General features: G+C 30.8%; 19 protein-coding genes. 1 reads left to right on the forward strand and 18 read right to left on the reverse strand.

The window, feature by feature from the left end:
- The 8 genes from sufB to cwlD all read right to left on the reverse strand — a co-directional run bounded on the left by sufB (nucleotide 1) and on the right by cwlD (nucleotide 8,680).
- The gene (gene sufB, locus GOQ27_RS02485) at nucleotides 1-1,410 is read right to left on the reverse strand and encodes a Fe-S cluster assembly protein SufB (protein WP_203365240.1); all 1,410 of its coding nucleotides are present in this window, start codon (nucleotides 1,408-1,410) and stop codon (nucleotides 1-3) included.
- Between the two features lie 16 nt (nucleotides 1,411-1,426).
- Nucleotides 1,427-2,185 carry a Fe-S cluster assembly ATPase SufC gene (sufC, locus tag GOQ27_RS02490; RefSeq protein ID WP_484477098.1) on the reverse strand — a complete coding sequence of 253 codons (759 nt, stop codon included), beginning with the start codon at nucleotides 2,183-2,185 and terminating at the stop codon, nucleotides 1,427-1,429.
- Nucleotides 2,186-2,416: 231 nt separating this feature from the next.
- Nucleotides 2,417-3,196, reverse strand: coding sequence for an ABC transporter permease (locus GOQ27_RS02495; RefSeq protein WP_203365242.1), 780 nt, complete (start codon nucleotides 3,194-3,196; stop codon nucleotides 2,417-2,419).
- Entirely contained in the window at nucleotides 3,189-3,827 is a 639-nt protein-coding gene (locus GOQ27_RS02500; RefSeq protein ID WP_207751251.1) for an ABC transporter ATP-binding protein, read from the reverse strand. Before GOQ27_RS02500 ends, GOQ27_RS02495 begins: the two co-directional genes overlap by 8 nt.
- Nucleotides 3,828-3,838: 11 nt before the next feature.
- A complete protein-coding gene (gene cls, locus GOQ27_RS02505) occupies nucleotides 3,839-5,449 on the reverse strand; it encodes a cardiolipin synthase (protein ID WP_252187720.1) in 1,611 nt (536 codons plus the stop codon).
- Between the two features lie 152 nt (nucleotides 5,450-5,601).
- The gene (locus tag GOQ27_RS02510; protein WP_203365243.1) at nucleotides 5,602-6,699 is read right to left on the reverse strand and encodes an amidase domain-containing protein; all 1,098 of its coding nucleotides are present in this window, start codon (nucleotides 6,697-6,699) and stop codon (nucleotides 5,602-5,604) included.
- 78 nt (nucleotides 6,700-6,777) lie between these two features.
- Nucleotides 6,778-7,728 carry a DMT family transporter gene (locus tag GOQ27_RS02515; protein WP_203365244.1) on the reverse strand — a complete coding sequence of 317 codons (951 nt, stop codon included), beginning with the start codon at nucleotides 7,726-7,728 and terminating at the stop codon, nucleotides 6,778-6,780.
- Nucleotides 7,729-7,960: 232 nt separating this feature from the next.
- Nucleotides 7,961-8,680: an N-acetylmuramoyl-L-alanine amidase CwlD gene (cwlD, locus tag GOQ27_RS02520; protein WP_203365245.1), complete on the reverse strand. Its 720-nt coding sequence runs from the start codon at nucleotides 8,678-8,680 to the stop codon at nucleotides 7,961-7,963.
- Between the two features lie 192 nt (nucleotides 8,681-8,872).
- Between cwlD and GOQ27_RS02525 the strand changes: the two genes are divergently transcribed.
- A complete protein-coding gene (locus GOQ27_RS02525; protein ID WP_207751252.1) occupies nucleotides 8,873-9,982 on the forward strand; it encodes an aminopeptidase in 1,110 nt (369 codons plus the stop codon).
- A gap of 199 nt (nucleotides 9,983-10,181) precedes the next feature.
- Here GOQ27_RS02525 and GOQ27_RS17020 read toward each other — a convergent pair whose 3' ends face one another.
- The 10 genes from GOQ27_RS17020 to rpsD all read right to left on the reverse strand — a co-directional run bounded on the left by GOQ27_RS17020 (nucleotide 10,182) and on the right by rpsD (nucleotide 17,454).
- Nucleotides 10,182-10,871 carry a peroxiredoxin gene (locus GOQ27_RS17020; protein WP_252187721.1) on the reverse strand — a complete coding sequence of 230 codons (690 nt, stop codon included), beginning with the start codon at nucleotides 10,869-10,871 and terminating at the stop codon, nucleotides 10,182-10,184.
- 113 nt (nucleotides 10,872-10,984) lie between these two features.
- Complete coding sequence (rpsI, locus tag GOQ27_RS02540) at nucleotides 10,985-11,377, reverse strand: 30S ribosomal protein S9 (RefSeq protein WP_203365247.1); 393 nt, start codon at nucleotides 11,375-11,377, stop codon at nucleotides 10,985-10,987.
- A gap of 22 nt (nucleotides 11,378-11,399) precedes the next feature.
- Nucleotides 11,400-11,828, reverse strand: coding sequence for a 50S ribosomal protein L13 (rplM, locus tag GOQ27_RS02545; protein ID WP_203365248.1), 429 nt, complete (start codon nucleotides 11,826-11,828; stop codon nucleotides 11,400-11,402).
- Nucleotides 11,829-11,971: 143 nt separating this feature from the next.
- Nucleotides 11,972-12,724, reverse strand: a complete 753-nt coding sequence (gene truA, locus GOQ27_RS02550; RefSeq protein ID WP_203365249.1) for a tRNA pseudouridine(38-40) synthase TruA — start codon at nucleotides 12,722-12,724, stop codon at nucleotides 11,972-11,974.
- A 55-nt stretch (nucleotides 12,725-12,779) separates the two neighbouring features.
- Entirely contained in the window at nucleotides 12,780-13,580 is an 801-nt protein-coding gene (locus GOQ27_RS02555) for an energy-coupling factor transporter transmembrane component T family protein (RefSeq protein WP_203365250.1), read from the reverse strand.
- On the reverse strand, nucleotides 13,573-14,436 hold the full coding sequence (locus GOQ27_RS02560; RefSeq protein ID WP_203365251.1) for an energy-coupling factor transporter ATPase: 864 nt from the start codon (nucleotides 14,434-14,436) through the stop codon (nucleotides 13,573-13,575). Before GOQ27_RS02560 ends, GOQ27_RS02555 begins: the two co-directional genes overlap by 8 nt.
- The gene (locus tag GOQ27_RS02565) at nucleotides 14,433-15,263 is read right to left on the reverse strand and encodes an energy-coupling factor transporter ATPase (RefSeq protein ID WP_203365252.1); all 831 of its coding nucleotides are present in this window, start codon (nucleotides 15,261-15,263) and stop codon (nucleotides 14,433-14,435) included. The genes GOQ27_RS02560 and GOQ27_RS02565 overlap by 4 nt, the downstream gene beginning before the upstream one ends.
- A gap of 187 nt (nucleotides 15,264-15,450) precedes the next feature.
- Nucleotides 15,451-15,792, reverse strand: coding sequence for a 50S ribosomal protein L17 (gene rplQ, locus GOQ27_RS02570; RefSeq protein WP_203365253.1), 342 nt, complete (start codon nucleotides 15,790-15,792; stop codon nucleotides 15,451-15,453).
- A gap of 30 nt (nucleotides 15,793-15,822) precedes the next feature.
- Nucleotides 15,823-16,770 (reverse strand): DNA-directed RNA polymerase subunit alpha, encoded by a 948-nt coding sequence (locus tag GOQ27_RS02575; RefSeq protein WP_203365254.1) that lies wholly within the window; start codon nucleotides 16,768-16,770, stop codon nucleotides 15,823-15,825.
- Between the two features lie 60 nt (nucleotides 16,771-16,830).
- Nucleotides 16,831-17,454 carry a 30S ribosomal protein S4 gene (gene rpsD, locus GOQ27_RS02580; protein WP_203365255.1) on the reverse strand — a complete coding sequence of 208 codons (624 nt, stop codon included), beginning with the start codon at nucleotides 17,452-17,454 and terminating at the stop codon, nucleotides 16,831-16,833.
- Nucleotides 17,455-17,469: the final 15 nt, after the last annotated feature.

Genomic DNA, 17,469 nt, shown 5'->3' on the forward strand with positions numbered 1-17,469 from the left:
TTAACCTATTGTTCCTTCGAGCTCTAACTTGATAAGATTGTTAAGCTCTACTGCATATTCAAGAGGTAGCTCTTTGGCTATAGGCTCAACAAATCCTCTTACTATCATAGCCTTTGCTTCTTCTTCATCTATTCCTCGACTCATTAAATAGAATATAGCTTCATCACTTATTCTACCGATCTTTGCTTCATGTCCTATATCGATATCATCATTTTTTAATTCAATAATTGGTATTGTATCTGAGTTTGACTCATTATCTAACATTAATGATTCACAAGATACCGTGGATTTACTTCCATGGGCATTTGGTGCTACTCTTAAAAGCCCTCTATAAAAAGCATATCCTCCATCTTTAGATATAGACTTGGAATTAATATTAGATGTGGTATAAGGAGCTGCATGAACTACCTTTGAACCAGTATCTAGATATTGACCACCAGCTGCAAAGGTAATACCTGTAAACTCTGCTCTGGCTCCTTCACCTCTTAATATACTCATAGGATATAGCATAGATACTTTTGATCCAAATGAGCCTGAGACCCACTCTATTGTTCCATTTTTGTCTACTGCTGCTCTTTTAGTGTTTAAATTATACATGTTTCTTGACCAGTTCTCTATTGTACTATATCTTAATCTAGCATCTTCTTTAACAAATAATTCTACACATCCTGCATGGAGATTATTTACGGAGTACTTAGGTGCAGAACATCCTTCTATAAAGTGTACCTCTGCACCCTTCTCTACTACTATCAAAGTGTGCTCAAACTGTCCTGCTCCCGGTGCATTCAGTCTAAAGTATGATTGGAGGGGTATATCTACCTTTACCCCTTCTGGAACGTATACAAAGGATCCTCCTGACCATACAGCTCCATGAAGGGCTGCGAATTTATGATCATTTGGTGGTACTAATTTCATGAAGTATTCCTTTACTATATCTTCATACTCAATAATGGCTGTGTCCATATCTGTATATACTACTCCTTGGTCCACTAGCTCCTGTTTTATATTATGGTATACTACTTCGGAGTCATATTGAGCTCCCACTCCGGCTAGAGATTTTTTCTCTGCTTCAGGAATTCCTAATGAATCAAATGTTTTTTTGATATCCTCCGGAACATCTTCCCAATTTGCACTCATATCTGCATCAGGGCGAATATAATTAACTATATTTTCTACATCTAAACCTGATAAATCTGCTCCCCAAGTAGGGATAGGTTTAGATTTATATATCTCTAATGCCTTCAATCTAAATTCTAGCATCCATTCTGGCTCATTTTTTTCTCTAGATATTTCCTTTACTATTTCAGGTGTTAAACCTTTATCAGTTTTATATTTGTATTTAAACTCATTTTTTTGATCATATATACCGCGGTCAATGTCTGCAATATATGTTTTATTTCTTTTTTCCATTAATATTCACCCCTAATTATGAAAGCTCTCTTTTAAATTCTTCGTAGCCTTTTTCTTCTATTTCATGGGCTAATTCTACTCCACCAGTTTTAACAATTTTTCCATCTACTAATATATGAACGAAATCTGGCTCTAAGTAGTCTAATATCTTATTATAGTGAGTTATAACTAATATGGCATTATCATCACTAGAATAGGTCTTAACTCCCTTAGAGACGATTCTAATAGCATCAATGTCTAGTCCTGAGTCTGTTTCATCTAGTATAGCTAATTTAGGCTCTAATACTGCCATTTGTAGAATCTCATTCTTTTTCTTTTCTCCACCTGAGAATCCTTGATTAAGATATCTTGTTGCATAGGATTCATCCATCTCAAGTAACTCCATCTTTTCTTTTAGAATCTTTCTAAAAGCGAATATCCCTTGTTTTTCTTCTGTGATAGATGACTTAGCAGTTCTTAAAAAGTTTTCCACTGTAACCCCTGGGATCTCTTCTGGATATTGGAAGGATAGAAATAGCCCTTCTTTGGCTCTTTTATTTACTTCCAAATCATTTATATTTTCATCATTAAATATGATTTCTCCATCTGTAATTTCATGTTTTGGATGACCCATTAACACATTCGCTAAGGTTGATTTTCCAGCTCCATTAGGACCCATGATAATGTGAATTTCACCTTTATTTATTTGTAAGTTTAAACCTTTTAGTATTTCAGCTTCTTCTACTCTAGAGTGTAAATTTTTAATATCTAATAATTTTTTACTCAAATCATTCATCTCCTTTAATCCGATAATTAATTCCTAGTAAATTACTCTGAATTAAATCTATAAATATATCCTACTATAATAGTAGGAATTCGTCAATGTTTATTAATAACTACCTGTCTAGTATAGTTAAAATACTTTACGCTATTAATTTACCCATAATCCTGAGTGTAAAACTATGTAATAAATTAATATTTTGTAAAAGAAAAAGTGAGACACCAAAACCGTACGGTGTCCCACTTACTATACATCTAATTGTTCTCTATCGTTAAAGAATGTTTTATATCCTAGTTGCAAAAATATTATTACTGTTAGTGATACACTTCCCATTATTCCTAGCATTATTGCTATTTGATATTTAATTGAAGTTAATGGAGATGTGCCTGATAGAATTTGTCCTGTCATCATTCCTGGCAAAAATACTATTCCCATTCCCATCATAGAATTTATCGTGGGCATTATTGCTGAATCAAAAGCATTATTTACTATTCTCTTTGCTGCTTTCTTTGAACTTGCTCCTAACATTAGAGCTGTTTCTACTTCCTCTTTCCTTGAGTGAAATCCATCTATTAATCTATCTACTCCCAAAGATATACCGGTCATTGAGTTTCCTATCAGCATTCCAGCTAAGGGTATAAAGTACTGAGGTTTGTACCAAGGTTGTATCCTTACTACTACGAATAAAAAGTATAATATGGAGGTGAATGTGCCTACTACCATTGCTATAGCTATCATACCTTTTAGTTTGGTAGATATATTTCTTCTGACCCTTTTAAATATATTGAATATAGCAAAAGTCTCCATTATACCTATAATTATAAGAGTAAGTAAAGGACTGGGATTTTCAAATATATATACTAAAACATATCCTATTAATACTAATTGTAATGTCATCCTTATACTGGCTATAACTATTTCTTTTTCTCTATTTATCCCTTTTAATCGAACTATAAATAAAAGTATAATAACAAATATATAGGCAGTAATAAGCTGTAATATCCCAATATCTACTATATCACTCATCAATAGTTCCCCCTTTGTTCATCCTTATGATTTCATCCCCATATTCCTTTGCTATTAATGATGAATGAGTTACCATTATCACAGATTTATTATTGTCTTTTGCATATTTTACTACACTCTCTATTACAAACTTTTCAGTATCTTCATCTAATGCAGATGATGGTTCATCTAATAATAATACTTCTCCATCTAATAGAAGTACTCTGGCTAAAGCTAATCTTTGTCTTTCTCCTCCAGACATTTCTTTGGCATTATGATCTAAGGATTTATTTAAATTAGATATATCTAGATATTTTTGAAGAATATCATCCTCTGCTTTTTCCTTTTCTGAAAACTCCAATGCCATGTTAAAATTTTCTCTTATAGTACCTTCAAAGGTAATAGGGGTTTGCCCTAGCATTAATACTTTTCTTCTCAACTCTACTGGATTCATATCTACTATATTTTTATTTTTATATAATATACTTCCCTCTGTGGGACTAATCAAATCATTTAATAATCTTAGTAATGTAGTCTTGCCGCTACCACTTTCACCTAGTAGGCAGGTTATTATACCTTCCTTTATATGAAGGTTGTCTATATTTAGTATATTTTTATATTTTACTTTATCTAGTTTAAAAATGTAGCTCATTAATTTCCTCCTTATAATATCGGTGATAAGAGTTTACCGATAGATTCTTTTATTCTTTGTATTACTCCCCTATTTTTGTATTCTTCGTAATTCATTTCTTCACAATATTCAAAGTCTGTTTCAAAATCCCTTTCTAGTCTCTTAGCTATATCTTCATCATAAACAAATGCATTTACTTCAAAATTTATATGAAAACTTCTATTGTCTAAGTTTGCAGTACCTACCGAAGTTGCAATATCATCTACTAATAATGTTTTTGCATGTACAAATCCATTTTGATAACAATAAACCTTAACACCAGCTTTTAATAGATCTTCCACATAGGATCTTGAACCCCAAAAAGCCACAATATGATCAGCTATATCTGGGATTATTATTCTAACATCTATACCACTTAATGCAGCTGTTCTTAGGGCTACATTCATGCTTTCATCGGGAATTAAATAGGGCGTAGTAATCCATACTCTTTCTGTAGCATAAGTTATCAAGGAAAAATATGATTGCATGATTGATTCCCATTCAGAGTCCGGACCACTAGAAGCAATTTGAATTAATTGCTCGCCATAGTATTCTAACTTAGGAAAGTATTTTAAATCATCTAGACTTTCTTTTGTACAGAAATACCAATCATTAATAAATATGTTTTGAAGTTCATATACTGCTTCTCCTTCTATCTTCATGTGAGTATCTCTCCAAAAGCCCATCTTTTTATCTTTGCCTAGATACTCATCGCCAATATTTATTCCACCAGTAAATCCTATCTTACCATCTATAACTATTATTTTCCTATGATTTCTATAATTTAACTCTCTGCTCAATCCCGGTAAAAAAACAGGAAGATATCCTACTACTTCTACTCCTACATTTTTAAGAGCATTTATATACGCTTTTCCCAATCTCCAGCTTCCAACACTATCATATATAAATTTAACTTCTAATCCTTCTTTAGCTTTTTGGATAAGTATATCCTTTATTTCATTACCTATATTATCATTTTTGATTATAAAATACTCTATATGTATGTGATGCTTAGCATTTCTCAAGTCTTTTTTTACTTCATTAAATTTGGCATAGCCATTAGTTAATATCTTACTCCTATTATTTATAGTAACTGGAGATTTTGAATTATTTAATATAAGACTAATCATTTTTTTCTTTAATGAATGTTCTACTTCCGAGAATATTCTTGCTTCCTTCACAGCACTTAATTGAAGTTCTGCTATATCTTTAAGACTCTTTGATCTAATATTATCTTCTTTTTTGAACATTTTTCTCTTTCTAATATTTTGACCAAGAAATAAATAAAGAATAAATCCAATTACAGGAGAGATAAACAATACTAAAAGCCAAGTTATAGTTTTTTGAGGATTTTTATTTTCAATAAAAATTATTACTCCAATTGATATAGTGTATAAAGTAAATAAAACCGATAATATGCTTCTAAATTTAAACATAAATTCCCTTATTTCACCTATAAATCCTTGATTGCTTAAACTACTACTGAACATAGAAATTAATTGTAAATCTAATATAAAATTTGGTATCACATATACTATCAATAAAAATATCGATAATAATAAAAAATACTTTTTAATGTTTTTCATTCCATCAGTCACTTTCATTTAAATTTATCTCAAGAATCATAGTTTAAATATTAATAATTTATTGTAGTATATCTAGAACTAAATAGTTTTTAGACAGGAAGTCTATGATTTTAGTTTAATTATTTCTTTCAATTCTTACTATAATTATACCAATTTTTATAATTCTTAATCTAATAATTAACTCTAACAAACCAATATTTAATCTTTGATGCACTAAACCCTAAATCCCATGGAACTCTATATCTATCTGTATTATGACAATTTACTAATCTATATCCTTTTGAATCTATTCCTGTAACCATAGATATATGAACCACTTTTCCTTTTTTCTCATAGGCAATAAAATCTCCTGGTAATAATTGATAAGAGGATTGTAATACTTTATTATAGTCTCCATGAGCTATTAGTGATCCTCTCCCACTATATATCATATAATCTTTAAATCCTTGAGCATTTACCCAAGCTCTTGTTCCGTCTTTAATATAGTTCCAAGAATAATTTTTTTCAAACTTTCCACCTTCATGGAGAGCTTGAGAAGCAAAATTAGCACAGTCTCCTCCTAGGGAATTATAATTCTTATAGTCTTTATTATATTTATAATCATTAGATCCATCATCAGCTGCCCCTATATATTTATCGGCATATTCTATTGCCTTCTTTCTTCTTTCACTTAATTCTATATTATCTTTTTTTCCTTCTAATATAATCTTCTTTATATTATCCATATATTCCTCTTTTAATGATAATATATCTGCAAAGGGATCATCATACCAGTCTTTAATTATAATCCATTCATCATTTTGATTTTGAATGTCTATTAAATGATAGGTTCCTATTCTAAATGTACTTATGCTTTCTACATCATCTTTATATACATACTTGTATTCTGTAGATACAGTTAAGTTTAGAGTTGTCTTCTCTTCATATTCTTTTACCCAATTTATTATTGGATTAGATTTTATTGATATGAATTTTATCCCTTGTTTTTCTGACCATTTATGCAAATACTTCATTTTATTTATTTCATGTTCATATGCCCATACTCCATACTTCTTATCTAAATCATATAATTTTTTAATATCCTCTTGATTTTTAGATAATATTGAATTATTTCTAAGCATAATATTATCAGATATAATAGTGTTATAGTCTTCACTATTAAATACAGATTTAATATCCCTAGTTCCTATAAAAAATATAATACTTAAAACTACTATTGCAAATAATAATATAGCCACCAATATTTTCTTCCTAATTACTATAATCATATAAAACTCTCCTTTCATTAATAATAATTTATGATATGTTTTTCGATTATAGAATTAAGATTTAAAAAACCTCAACATTTAATGTTGAGATTTTTTATAGTTACCTATTGGCTTTCTTTTATAATTAACAAATATAATACCAGATGCTACTAATACTAATGCACTAATCATATATACTGTGAATTTCTCATTAGGTATTAATAGAACCGATAAAAACGAACCAGAAACAGGGATCATAAATTTATAAAGAGTAATCTCTCCCGCTCTATTATATTTAAGTAAGGCATACCATAAGGAAAATGCTGTAGCAGAAAGGAATGACGCATATATCAGTAGCCCAGAAGTTAATGGAGTGAATTCAAGCATCTTCTCTGCACCACTAATTCCAACTACTAGCAATACTATAGAACCTAAAAGCATTTGCCATGCTGTTACTATAAAGGGATGTATTTCCTTTGAAAGTTTTTTTGCTATTATTGTACCAAAGGCACTTACTAAACCTGCTATTATAAGGAAACCTTCCCCTCTAAAGCTAAAGTGGAGATTAAATCCTCCTTTTCCCCAATTTACTAAAAATATACCTAAAAATCCTGAAATCAATCCCACAGTCTTTTTTAAATTCATTTTATCATCATGATATATAAAATGAGCTAGTATTACCACAAAAAAGGTTCCACTAGATGCTAATATAGATCCTTTTATTCCAGTAGTATATGCTAATCCATTATAAAAGAAAAAATACTGTAGGCTAGTTTGCAATAAACCTAAAATTAATAGAGATTTTAGGGTTTGTTTATTAATTTTTATAGATATCTTCAAAAAGACAACTACTAGAATAAAGATTAATATTGATGCAATAAAGAATCTCATTCCAGCAAATAGTATTTTAGAATAAATATCCTCTGGTAAAATTCTTAGTTTATCATAGCTTATTTTTAATACTGGAAAAGCACTTCCCCATAGTATTGAACATATTAATGCTATAATTACTACATATAGTTTATTAGTTAATAATTCTTTTTTATCCATAAAATCCTCCTGTTTTCCACATTATCCACAACCTCAGTGGATAAGTATGTTTATATCTTTAGTTTTTTTCAACCTCTATACATCAATAAGTCTCTTATTTTATATTTTCTATACACATTTTGTGGATAACATATTGAAATTATATTCAAGTTATCAACATTAATTCTTTAATGCATAACATCAAGTATATAATGTTATTGTACATTATACAAGATAGTTTTATAATATATTATTAAGACTTAGGTATATCCTTTTCAAAGGATTTTATTAATCCTATATATATTGACCATGCAATTTTCTGTTGATACTCAGGGTCATTTAATAATTGTTCTTCTCTATTGTTTGATAAAAAACCACATTCTACTAGTACTGATGGACACTGGGCTTCTCTTATTAAATATATACTATCTCTAGATTGAGGCTGTCTATCATTATTTTTATCTAATACCCTTCTTAATTCTTCTTGTATACTCTTTGCTATCATTTTACTTTCTTCAGATCCTTTTTTATAAAAGGTTTGTGCCCCATAATACTGGGACTGAGGAAAACTATTCAGATGAATACTAATTAATACATCTGGCTCTGAACCGTTTATTAATATTCTTCTATTTCTTAAATCTTCATTCTTTCTTTGACGATAGGTTTTAGACTCTTCTGAATCTAACCCTTCATCTATTTCTCTAGTAAGTACTACTATACCTCCTCCTTGTTCAATAAGTCTCCTTAGCTTTAGAGTTATCTCTAGATTTATATCATCTTCTTTATTCTCTTGACTTCCTATGGCCCCTGGATCAAAGCCTCCATGACCAGCATCCAATATAACTATTTTATTCATTATCGGATTTGAGAAGGTCTCTAAAGTCTCTTCTTCTTGATAAAAATATAAAAATACAGATAATATTACTATAGGTATCAACAAAATAGTCCTTTTCTTTATATTTATTTCTCTCATCTTATACCCCCAATTATACTTATTAGATACATATTTATTTACTTCATACTACTATAAATATTTTGACTTTATAGATGATATTACTTATATAATGTTTTTAAAGAAAATTCTGATATTTAAAGGATTTCTCTATTAGTTATAGAATATATTCTCTATACATAAGAATTTAATATTATAAAAGGAGGAAGTACAATGAGTATAGTTGATCCACGAATTAAAAAAATGGCCAGTGTATTAGTTAATTATTCTTTGGAATTAAAGAAAGAAGATTTTCTTGTAATACAAGGAATGCCTATGACACTGCCTTTAATTAAAGAGGTTTACCGAGAAGCATTAAAAGTAGGAGCTAATCCTTATGTTATTATTCATCATAACGATATAAGTGAAATTAAATTAAGAGAAGCCTCAGATGAACAATTGAATTTTGTTACACCTTTTGCTCATACTATGGTTAAAGAAGCCGATGCAGTATTAAATATTTTAGGTGAATACAATACTAAACAAATGACAAGTGTAGATGCTAAAAAGATGGGTGTAGTATCAAAAGCAAATAGAGAGATTAATGAAATATTTATGGAAAGGGCTGGACGAGGTGAATTGAAATGGAGTTTATGTCAATATCCAACCCATGCAGATGCTCAAGAAAGCAATATGTCCTTAGATGAATATGCTGAATTTGTATTTGATGCTTGTCTTCTTGATAAAGAGGATCCTGTAGCAGAATGGAATAAGATTCATGATCATCAACAAGAGATAATCAATTTTTTAAAGGATAAAGATCACATAGAAGTAAAATCCAAAGATACTCATATTACCTTAAGAGTTGGAGGTAGAACTTGGATTAACTCCGATGGCCACAATAATTTCCCTAGTGGAGAAGTATTTACAGCTCCAATAAAAGATACTATTGAAGGTCATATTAGATTTAGCTTCCCTGGTATCTACATGGGTAAAGAAATAGAAGATATAAGACTAACCTTTGAAAAAGGTAAAGTAGTAAAGGCAGAGGCTGCTAAAGGCGAAGATCTTCTTCATGCTCTTTTAGAAACAGATGAAGGTGCTAAGTATATAGGTGAATTCGCAATAGGTACTAATTATGGTATCAAGAAGTTTACTAAGAATATGCTCTTTGATGAAAAACTAGGGGGTACCATTCATATGGCCCTAGGAGAAGCTTATCCTGAGTCTGGGGGTAAGAATAAGTCCAGTATACATTGGGATATGCTGTGTGATATGAAAGATGGTGGAGAGATATACGCCGACGGAGAACTATTCTATAAAGATGGAAAGTTTATAAAGTAAGACTCAATCAGGTGCGTTTCTGATGCGTCCCTCTGCGTAAGTGACTAGCACAAAATCAGAGATTTTAGCTATCTACTTGAGTCGTCTTATCCAGGAGCTATGCAATTCTAATTATCCATCTAGAAGATGATGGATAATTAGAATTGTAAGCTATCGGGTCAAGTAAATTTAAATGAGCAGGTATAATACCTGCTCATTTTTAATATTTACCTACATATTCCCATCCTGTAGGTATTCCTGGATCTCCTGGTTTCCATCCTGCTTGAGCTCCTCTTCCTGTTTCTCTATTAAATTGTAATGCTGCTATAATCCTTATTAACTCATCTATATTCCTTCCTATTGGTTGAGGATTAGTTATCCATCCTTGAATTTTACCCTCAGGGTCTACTATGAATGCTCCTCTCCAAGCAAATCCCTCATCTTCATTCAACACTCCATAGGTTTTTGATACCTTTTGTGTTCTATCAGATAACAATGGGTAATTAATTTTTCTCCCGGAAGGTGATGTCTGGGTGAAGATTTTATGAGAATATATACTATCTGTACTTATTCCTAAAACTGTTGTATTAAGTCTTTTAAATATAGGATATCTGTCAGCAACTGCTGCAAGTTCTGTAGGTCAAACAAAAGTAAAGTCTGATCCATAAAAGAAAAGAACTGCCCAACTACCTAAATAATCCGATAAAGATACCTCTTTCGGTTCACAATTTACAATACCTTCTAGTGTAAAATTTGGAGCTTTATCGCCTATATCAAAATAATCACAATATTTTTCCTTTATAACACAGTTAGGGTACTCATAATTTTTTTCATTATATCTATCAATAGGTTTGCTTTTTGAGTTTTGATAGGGTATACAATAGGGGTTGTAATACCAATAATTATTCATTCTATTACCTCCTAGCTTTTTATAGTATTATATTCTCATATAATATTATTGCTATAAAAAATAGGATAAAAAAAGACACTGGATTCCAGTGTCTTTTGTATATAGATATATAATTATCTCTTTGAGAATTGTGGAGCTCTTCTTGCTTTTTTAAGACCATATTTCTTTCTTTCTTTCATTCTTGGATCTCTTGTAAGCATTCCTGCTTTTTTAAGTGTTGGTCTTAATTCATTATCAGCTTTTAATAAAGCTCTTGATATACCATGTCTTATTGCTCCTGCTTGACCTGTATATCCGCCACCTTCTACTTTTACGATAACATCATAGTTACCTAATGTATCAGTTATTACTAATGGCTCTTTAGCTTTAACCTTTAAAGTATCGTAGTTAAAGTAATCGTCCATGCTTCTATCATTAATAGTTATATTTCCTGAACCAGGAACTAATCTTACTCTTGCTATAGATTTTTTTCTTCTTCCAGTTCCATAAAATTGTACTTTAGCCATTTAACAGTCCTCCCTTCCTGAACTATATTTCGTAAACTTCAGGTTTTTGAGCTTCGTGGTTATGATCTGTTCCACTATAAACCTTTAGTTTTTTAATCATTTGTCTTCCAAGACTATTCTTTGGTAACATTCCTTTAACAGCTAATTGAATTGCTAATTCTGGTTTTTCTTGCATTAGTCTCTTATAAGGGATTTCCTTTAATCCACCTGGATGATTCGTATGATATCTATACATTTTTTGATCAAGTTTTTTACCTGTTAATACAATTTTCTCTGCATTAATTATTATAACGTGATCACCTGTATCAACGTGGGGAGTAAAAGTTGGTTTGTTCTTTCCTCTTAATATTTTTGCTACTTCACTAGCAAGTCTACCTAGTTTTTTACCTTCAGCATCTATTATATACCATTTTCTTTCAACTTCATGGGGTTTAGCTATAAAGCTTTTCATTAATTTCCCTCCTTATTGCAACAATCATTCTTTTGTTTTTAACGTCAATAAAAATCCGGGGCTAGTGGATTTTTATCTTTGCACTTCTTTTATTGTAATACAATGACCCTCGTGTGTCAAGTAAATAAATAAAATATTGTCAATTATATATTTTTCCAATTATCCTTATAATATACTTTTTCTAAGTATAGTCCTTGGGCAGCAGCTGTAATTCCTGCTCTATCTCTATCCTTTGCTTTAATAATATCTAAAATATCCTCTTTTATTTTACCTCTTGCTATATCTACAAGAGTACCAGTCATTATTCTTACCATATTATATAAAAATCCATTTCCTGTATATCTGATTTCTATTAATTTCCCCTTTATTACTATATCAATATCATGAATTGTTCTTACTTTGTTTTTTTTAGAGTTTTTCTTAGATGTAAATGATGTGAAGTCATAAGTACCTATAAGTCTATTGGCACTGATTGTTAATTTATCTATATCCAGTTCATAAGGAACATGATATGAGAAGTCTCTATGTATGGCACTTCTTGTATTATTGTTATATATTATATATTTATAGGTTTTAGCCTTTGCATGGTATCGAGCATGAAAACTAATGTCTATTTCTTCAGATTCTTTTATAACTATATCACTTGGTAGTATACTATTTAATGCATTCTTAAATTTATATCCTTCTATATTGGCATCTGTATAAAATGTAGCAACCTGGCCTAATGCATGTACTCCACTATCAGTTCTTCCTGAACCATTTAACTTTACTTCTTTCTGAGTTATTTTCTTTATTCCTTCTTCTATTACTTCTTGTACAGAATTTTCTGTAGGCTGTTTTTGCCATCCTCTATAGTTTTTACCATTATATTCTATTATTAATTTAATATTTTTCATTATAACACTTCCTTAGAATTATAAGTAAACCGGAGGTTTTGATATCCCCCGGCTTTTATATAAAGTATCTAAATAAAATTATTATACCTAATAATACAAATGAAATACCCAGAGCTAAATAATCCCTTATTTCTAAAGATAATTCTTTCATTCTAGTTCTATTGTCCCCACCTCTATAACATCTAGCTTCCATAGCCATAGCTAATTCATCTGCTCTTCTAAAAGCACTAATAAATAATGGAACTAAAAGGGGAACTAAACTCTTTGCTCTATTCATAATATTTCCGCTTTCAAAGTCTGCACCTCTTGCCATTTGAGCTTTCATTATCTTATCCGTTTCTTCTAAAAGTGTAGGAATAAATCTTAATGCGATTGTCATCATCATAGCCAATTCATGAGCAGGTAACCCAATTCTCTTAAAAGGATTAAGTAGTTTTTCTATACCATCTGTTAACGATATTGGTGATGTAGTCAATGTTAGTAATGAAGTACCAACTATAAGAAATATAAGTCTCAATGCCATAAATGTTGCTTGTCTAAGCCCTTCTATTGTAATCTTCACTGGTCCTAATCTATAAAGAACTTCTCCTGGTGTAAGTATTGCATTTATTAAGAATGTTATCATTATAATTATGAGTAATGGTTTAAGTCCTTTTAATATAAATTTTAAAGGTACTTTAGATAAACCTACTGATGTTAATATGAATGCAACAACAAATAGATATGGAGTAAAACTATCTATAAAAAATAGAGAGAATATAAATAGTAATGTTATTAATATTTTAATTCTAGGATCTAATTTATGAATAATGGTTTTACCTGGAAAGTATTGTCCTATTGTTATATTTTTAAGCATTATCATTACTCCTTAAATATTTTAATAATTCTATCTTTGCTTCATCTACTGTTAATACATCATCTTTTACATCTTTACCTCTATTTCTTAATTCTCTCATAAGGTATGTTATTTGGGGAATCCCTAAGCCTATCCTTTCTAGCTCATCTACCCGTTTAAATATATCTCTAGGATTTCCCTCCATATTGACTTTACCCTTATGCATAACAATAAGTCGGTTAACCAGTTTCGCTATATCCTCCATACTGTGAGATACTAAGATTATTGTAATATTATATTTATCATATAAGTGCTTTATTTGACCTAATATTTCATCTCTTCCTTTAGGGTCTAATCCTGCAGTGGGTTCATCTAAAATTAATATATCTGGTTTCATTGCTAATACACCAGCTATTGCTACTCTCCTTCTCTGTCCTCCACTTAATTCAAAAGGAGATCTATCTTTTACTTCTGTAAAATTCAATCCTACTAATTCCATGGACTCTTTTATTCTTTTATCTACTTCTTCTTCACTTAAGCCTAGATTCTTAGGTCCAAATGCTATATCTTTATATACAGTTTCTTCGAATAATTGATGTTCTGGATATTGGAATACAAGTCCTACTTTCTGTCTCACTGATTTTAATTTTACATCTTTTTTCGTTATTTCTGTATCTCCAATAAAAATTTTTCCTGAAGTAGCTTTTAATAGCCCATTTAAGTGTTGTATTAAAGTAGATTTTCCTGATCCAGTATGTCCTATCAATCCTACAAATTCACCTTTATCAATCTCTAAGTTCACATCATCCAGTGCTTTTATTTCAAAGGGGTTTCCAGGGTTATATATATGATTTAGTCCTTCAATTTTTATTTTCATATTAATTTCACCATTTCCTCTACAGTTAATACATCTAAAGGTAGTTCTATCCCTTCACTTCTAAGCTTGTATGAAAGCTCTGTAACTTGAGGAATATCCAGTCCATATTCCTTCATTTTATCTACTTGACTAAACACCTCTTTAGGAGTTCCTTCAAGCACTACCTTTCCCTCTTCCATTACTATAATTCTATCTGCTTCTACAGCTTCATCCATATAGTGAGTTATGTGAACTATAGTTTTACCTTCTTCTTTGTTCAATTTTTTTATTGTATTCATTACTTCAATTCTTCCAGAAGGGTCTAACATTGCAGTTGGTTCATCAAATACTATACATTCTGGATTCATAGCTAATACTCCTGCTATAGCAATTCTCTGTTTTTGACCTCCAGAAAGTAAATGGGGAGCATGCTCTTTATATTTAGTCATTTCTACTATTTCTAAAGCTCTATCTACTCTTCTTCTTATTTCTTTTGGTTCTATTCCTTGATTTTCTGGTCCAAAGGCTACATCTTCTTCTACGATTGTTGCTACTAATTGGTTGTCTGGATTTTGAAATACCATTCCTGCTGTTTGTCGTATATCCCATAATTTTTCTTCATCCTGAGTATTCATACCATTAACATAAATATTACCTTTAGTTGGTAATAATAATGCATTTATGTGCTTTGCAAATGTAGATTTTCCGGAGCCATTATGTCCTAGAACCACTACAAATTCACCTTTTTCTATTTCAAGACTTACATTGTCCAATGCAATGTTTGTCTTATCTTCATTATTAGTATATTCATAAGTTAAATTATCAACTTTTATCATTGTATTATTCATATTCTTCTATCCCTCTCTAAACAACAAACTTGCATTTTCTTGTTATTACGCCATTTTTCTTACCTATTTATTTTAGCATAGTAGGATACCCAATTCAAATATTAATATTTTATCTTTTTATAATTTACCCTAAATATCATTGTATAATTAAAGGGATTAAGTATCTCTACTTAATCCCTTTAATTATCTATACTAATTCTATTATAACCATTTCAGAACCATCGCCTCTACGAGGTCCAAGCTTCATGATTCTTGTGTATCCACCATTTCTATCTTCATACTTTGGTGCAATTTCTTCAAATAGATTTTTTACTACTGTTTCATCATATATAAATGACAATGCTTGACGTCTAGCATGTAGGTCACCTTTTTTAGCAAGAGTGATCATTTTCTCTGCCAGTCTTCTTGTTTCTTTGGCCCTTGTTACTGTAGTTTCGATTCTACCTTCTCTTAAAAGACTCGTTACTAAGTTTCTTAACATAGCCTTTCTATGGTCAGTAGGGCGTCCAAGCTTTCTTAATTTAGCCATCTCGTATCCCTCCTTTTTGTTAAGGTCATTCTATTCTTCTGACTTTCTAAGACCTAAACCTAAATCTTCTAATTTATGTTCAACTTCCTCAAGTGATTTTTTACCTAAGTTTCTCACTTTCATCATATCTTCTTCTGACTTATCCGTTAATTCCTCAACAGTGTTGATTCCTGCTCTTTTAAGACAGTTATATGATCTAACTGAAAGATCTAGTTCTTCAATAGTCATTTCTAGAACTTTTTCTTTCTTATCTTCTTCTTTTTCTACCATAATCTCTACATCATTTACATTATCAGTAAGAGTTATAAATAGATTAAGATGTTCGCTAAATATTTTAGCACCTAGTGAAACTGCTTCATCAGGTTTTATAGTTCCATCAGTCCATACTTCTAGGGTAAGCTTACCATAATCAGTTACTTGACCAACTCTAGTGTTTTCTGTACTGAAGTTCACTTTTTTTACTGGAGTGTAAATAGAATCTATAGGTAAGGAACCTATTGAATCATCGTCCCTTTTATTTCTTTCAGCAGGAACATATCCTCTACCTTTTTCCATAACAAGCTCCATATAAAGATTAGATCCTTTATCTAAGGTTGCAATATGCAAATCCTTATTTAATATTTCTATATCTCCACCGGTCTGAATATCTCCAGCAGTTACTGGACCTTCACCTTCCACATCGATAATTAATGTAACTGGCTCCTCTGTATGCATAATAGCTGCTATGCCTTTGACATTTAATATTATCTCTGTTACATCTTCCATAACTCCAGGAATTGTTGAAAACTCATGTAATACTCCTTGGATTTTTATAGATGATACTGCTGCACCAGGTAGTGAAGAAAGTAAAATTCTTCTAAGTGAATTACCTAAAGTTGTAGTATACCCTCTTTCTAATGGCTCAACAACAAACTTGCCATAGGTATTATCTTCACTCACTTCAACCACTTCAATTTTTGGCTTTTCAATCTCTATCATTAACTTAACCCTCCCTATCAGTTTTTTATCTATTCTGAGGGCAACCGATTCTAATTTTTATTACTTAGAATACCACTCTACGATTAAGTGCTCTTCAATTGGAATGTCTATATCTTCTCTTGAAGGTTCAGCAACGATTTTACCCTTTAAGTTTTCAGTGTCAATTTCTACCCATTGTGGTACGTTACCTTGATGTCCTTCAACTAATTCTTTGAATTTTGATGATTTAGTACTCTTTTCTTTAACTTCGATTACGTCTCCAACACTTATTAAGTAAGATGGAATATCAACTTTGCTTCCGTTTACCATAAAGTGTCCATGATTAACTAATTGTCTTGATTCAGCTCTTGACGCAGCTAAACCTAATCTAAATACTACATTATCTAATCTAGATTCTAATACTTTTAAGAAGTTTTCTCCAGCAATACCTTCCATTTTATCAGCCATGCTAAAGTACTTAGCAAATTGCTTTTCAGAAACTCCATAGTATCTACGTACTTTTTGCTTCTCTCTTAATTGAACTCCATAGTTTGATAATTTCTTTCTACCTTGTCCGTGCTCTCCAGGAGCATAATTTCTCCTAGTGATCGGGCATTTGTCTGTAAAACATTTGTCACCTTTTAAGTAAAGCTTTAAGCCTTCTCTACGACATTGTCTACAAACTGGTCCTGTATATCTTGCCATCCTTTTGCACCTCCT

Origin of the sequence: Anaeromonas frigoriresistens (assembly GCF_016820655.1) — a bacterium.
GTDB classification, from domain to species: domain Bacteria; phylum Bacillota; class Clostridia; order Tissierellales; family SIT17; genus Anaeromonas; species Anaeromonas frigoriresistens.

Bases quoted from the DNA above. Each gene is read 5' to 3' on its own strand.
- rpsI (WP_203365247.1), bottom strand. From the start codon at position 11,377: ATGGCTAAAGTACAATTTTATGGAACTGGAAGAAGAAAAAAATCTATA.
- sufB (WP_203365240.1), bottom strand. From the start codon at position 1,410: ATGGAAAAAAGAAATAAAACATATATTGCAGACATTGACCGCGGTATA.
- rpsD (WP_203365255.1), bottom strand. From the start codon at position 17,454: ATGGCAAGATATACAGGACCAGTTTGTAGACAATGTCGTAGAGAAGGC.
- GOQ27_RS02575 (WP_203365254.1), bottom strand. From the start codon at position 16,770: ATGATAGAGATTGAAAAGCCAAAAATTGAAGTGGTTGAAGTGAGTGAA.
- GOQ27_RS02555 (WP_203365250.1), bottom strand. From the start codon at position 13,580: ATGCTTAAAAATATAACAATAGGACAATACTTTCCAGGTAAAACCATT.
- GOQ27_RS02500 (WP_207751251.1), bottom strand. From the start codon at position 3,827: ATGAGCTACATTTTTAAACTAGATAAAGTAAAATATAAAAATATACTA.
- GOQ27_RS02525 (WP_207751252.1), top strand. From the start codon at position 8,873: ATGAGTATAGTTGATCCACGAATTAAAAAAATGGCCAGTGTATTAGTT.
- GOQ27_RS02565 (WP_203365252.1), bottom strand. From the start codon at position 15,263: ATGAATAATACAATGATAAAAGTTGATAATTTAACTTATGAATATACT.
- cwlD (WP_203365245.1), bottom strand. From the start codon at position 8,680: ATGAGAGAAATAAATATAAAGAAAAGGACTATTTTGTTGATACCTATA.
- GOQ27_RS02495 (WP_203365242.1), bottom strand. From the start codon at position 3,196: ATGAGTGATATAGTAGATATTGGGATATTACAGCTTATTACTGCCTAT.
- GOQ27_RS02560 (WP_203365251.1), bottom strand. From the start codon at position 14,436: ATGAAAATAAAAATTGAAGGACTAAATCATATATATAACCCTGGAAAC.
- rplQ (WP_203365253.1), bottom strand. From the start codon at position 15,792: ATGGCTAAATTAAGAAAGCTTGGACGCCCTACTGACCATAGAAAGGCT.
- rplM (WP_203365248.1), bottom strand. From the start codon at position 11,828: ATGAAAAGCTTTATAGCTAAACCCCATGAAGTTGAAAGAAAATGGTAT.
- GOQ27_RS02515 (WP_203365244.1), bottom strand. From the start codon at position 7,728: ATGGATAAAAAAGAATTATTAACTAATAAACTATATGTAGTAATTATA.
- GOQ27_RS02510 (WP_203365243.1), bottom strand. From the start codon at position 6,699: ATGATTATAGTAATTAGGAAGAAAATATTGGTGGCTATATTATTATTT.
- cls (WP_252187720.1), bottom strand. From the start codon at position 5,449: ATGAAAGTGACTGATGGAATGAAAAACATTAAAAAGTATTTTTTATTA.
- truA (WP_203365249.1), bottom strand. From the start codon at position 12,724: ATGAAAAATATTAAATTAATAATAGAATATAATGGTAAAAACTATAGA.
- sufC (WP_484477098.1), bottom strand. From the start codon at position 2,185: ATGAATGATTTGAGTAAAAAATTATTAGATATTAAAAATTTACACTCT.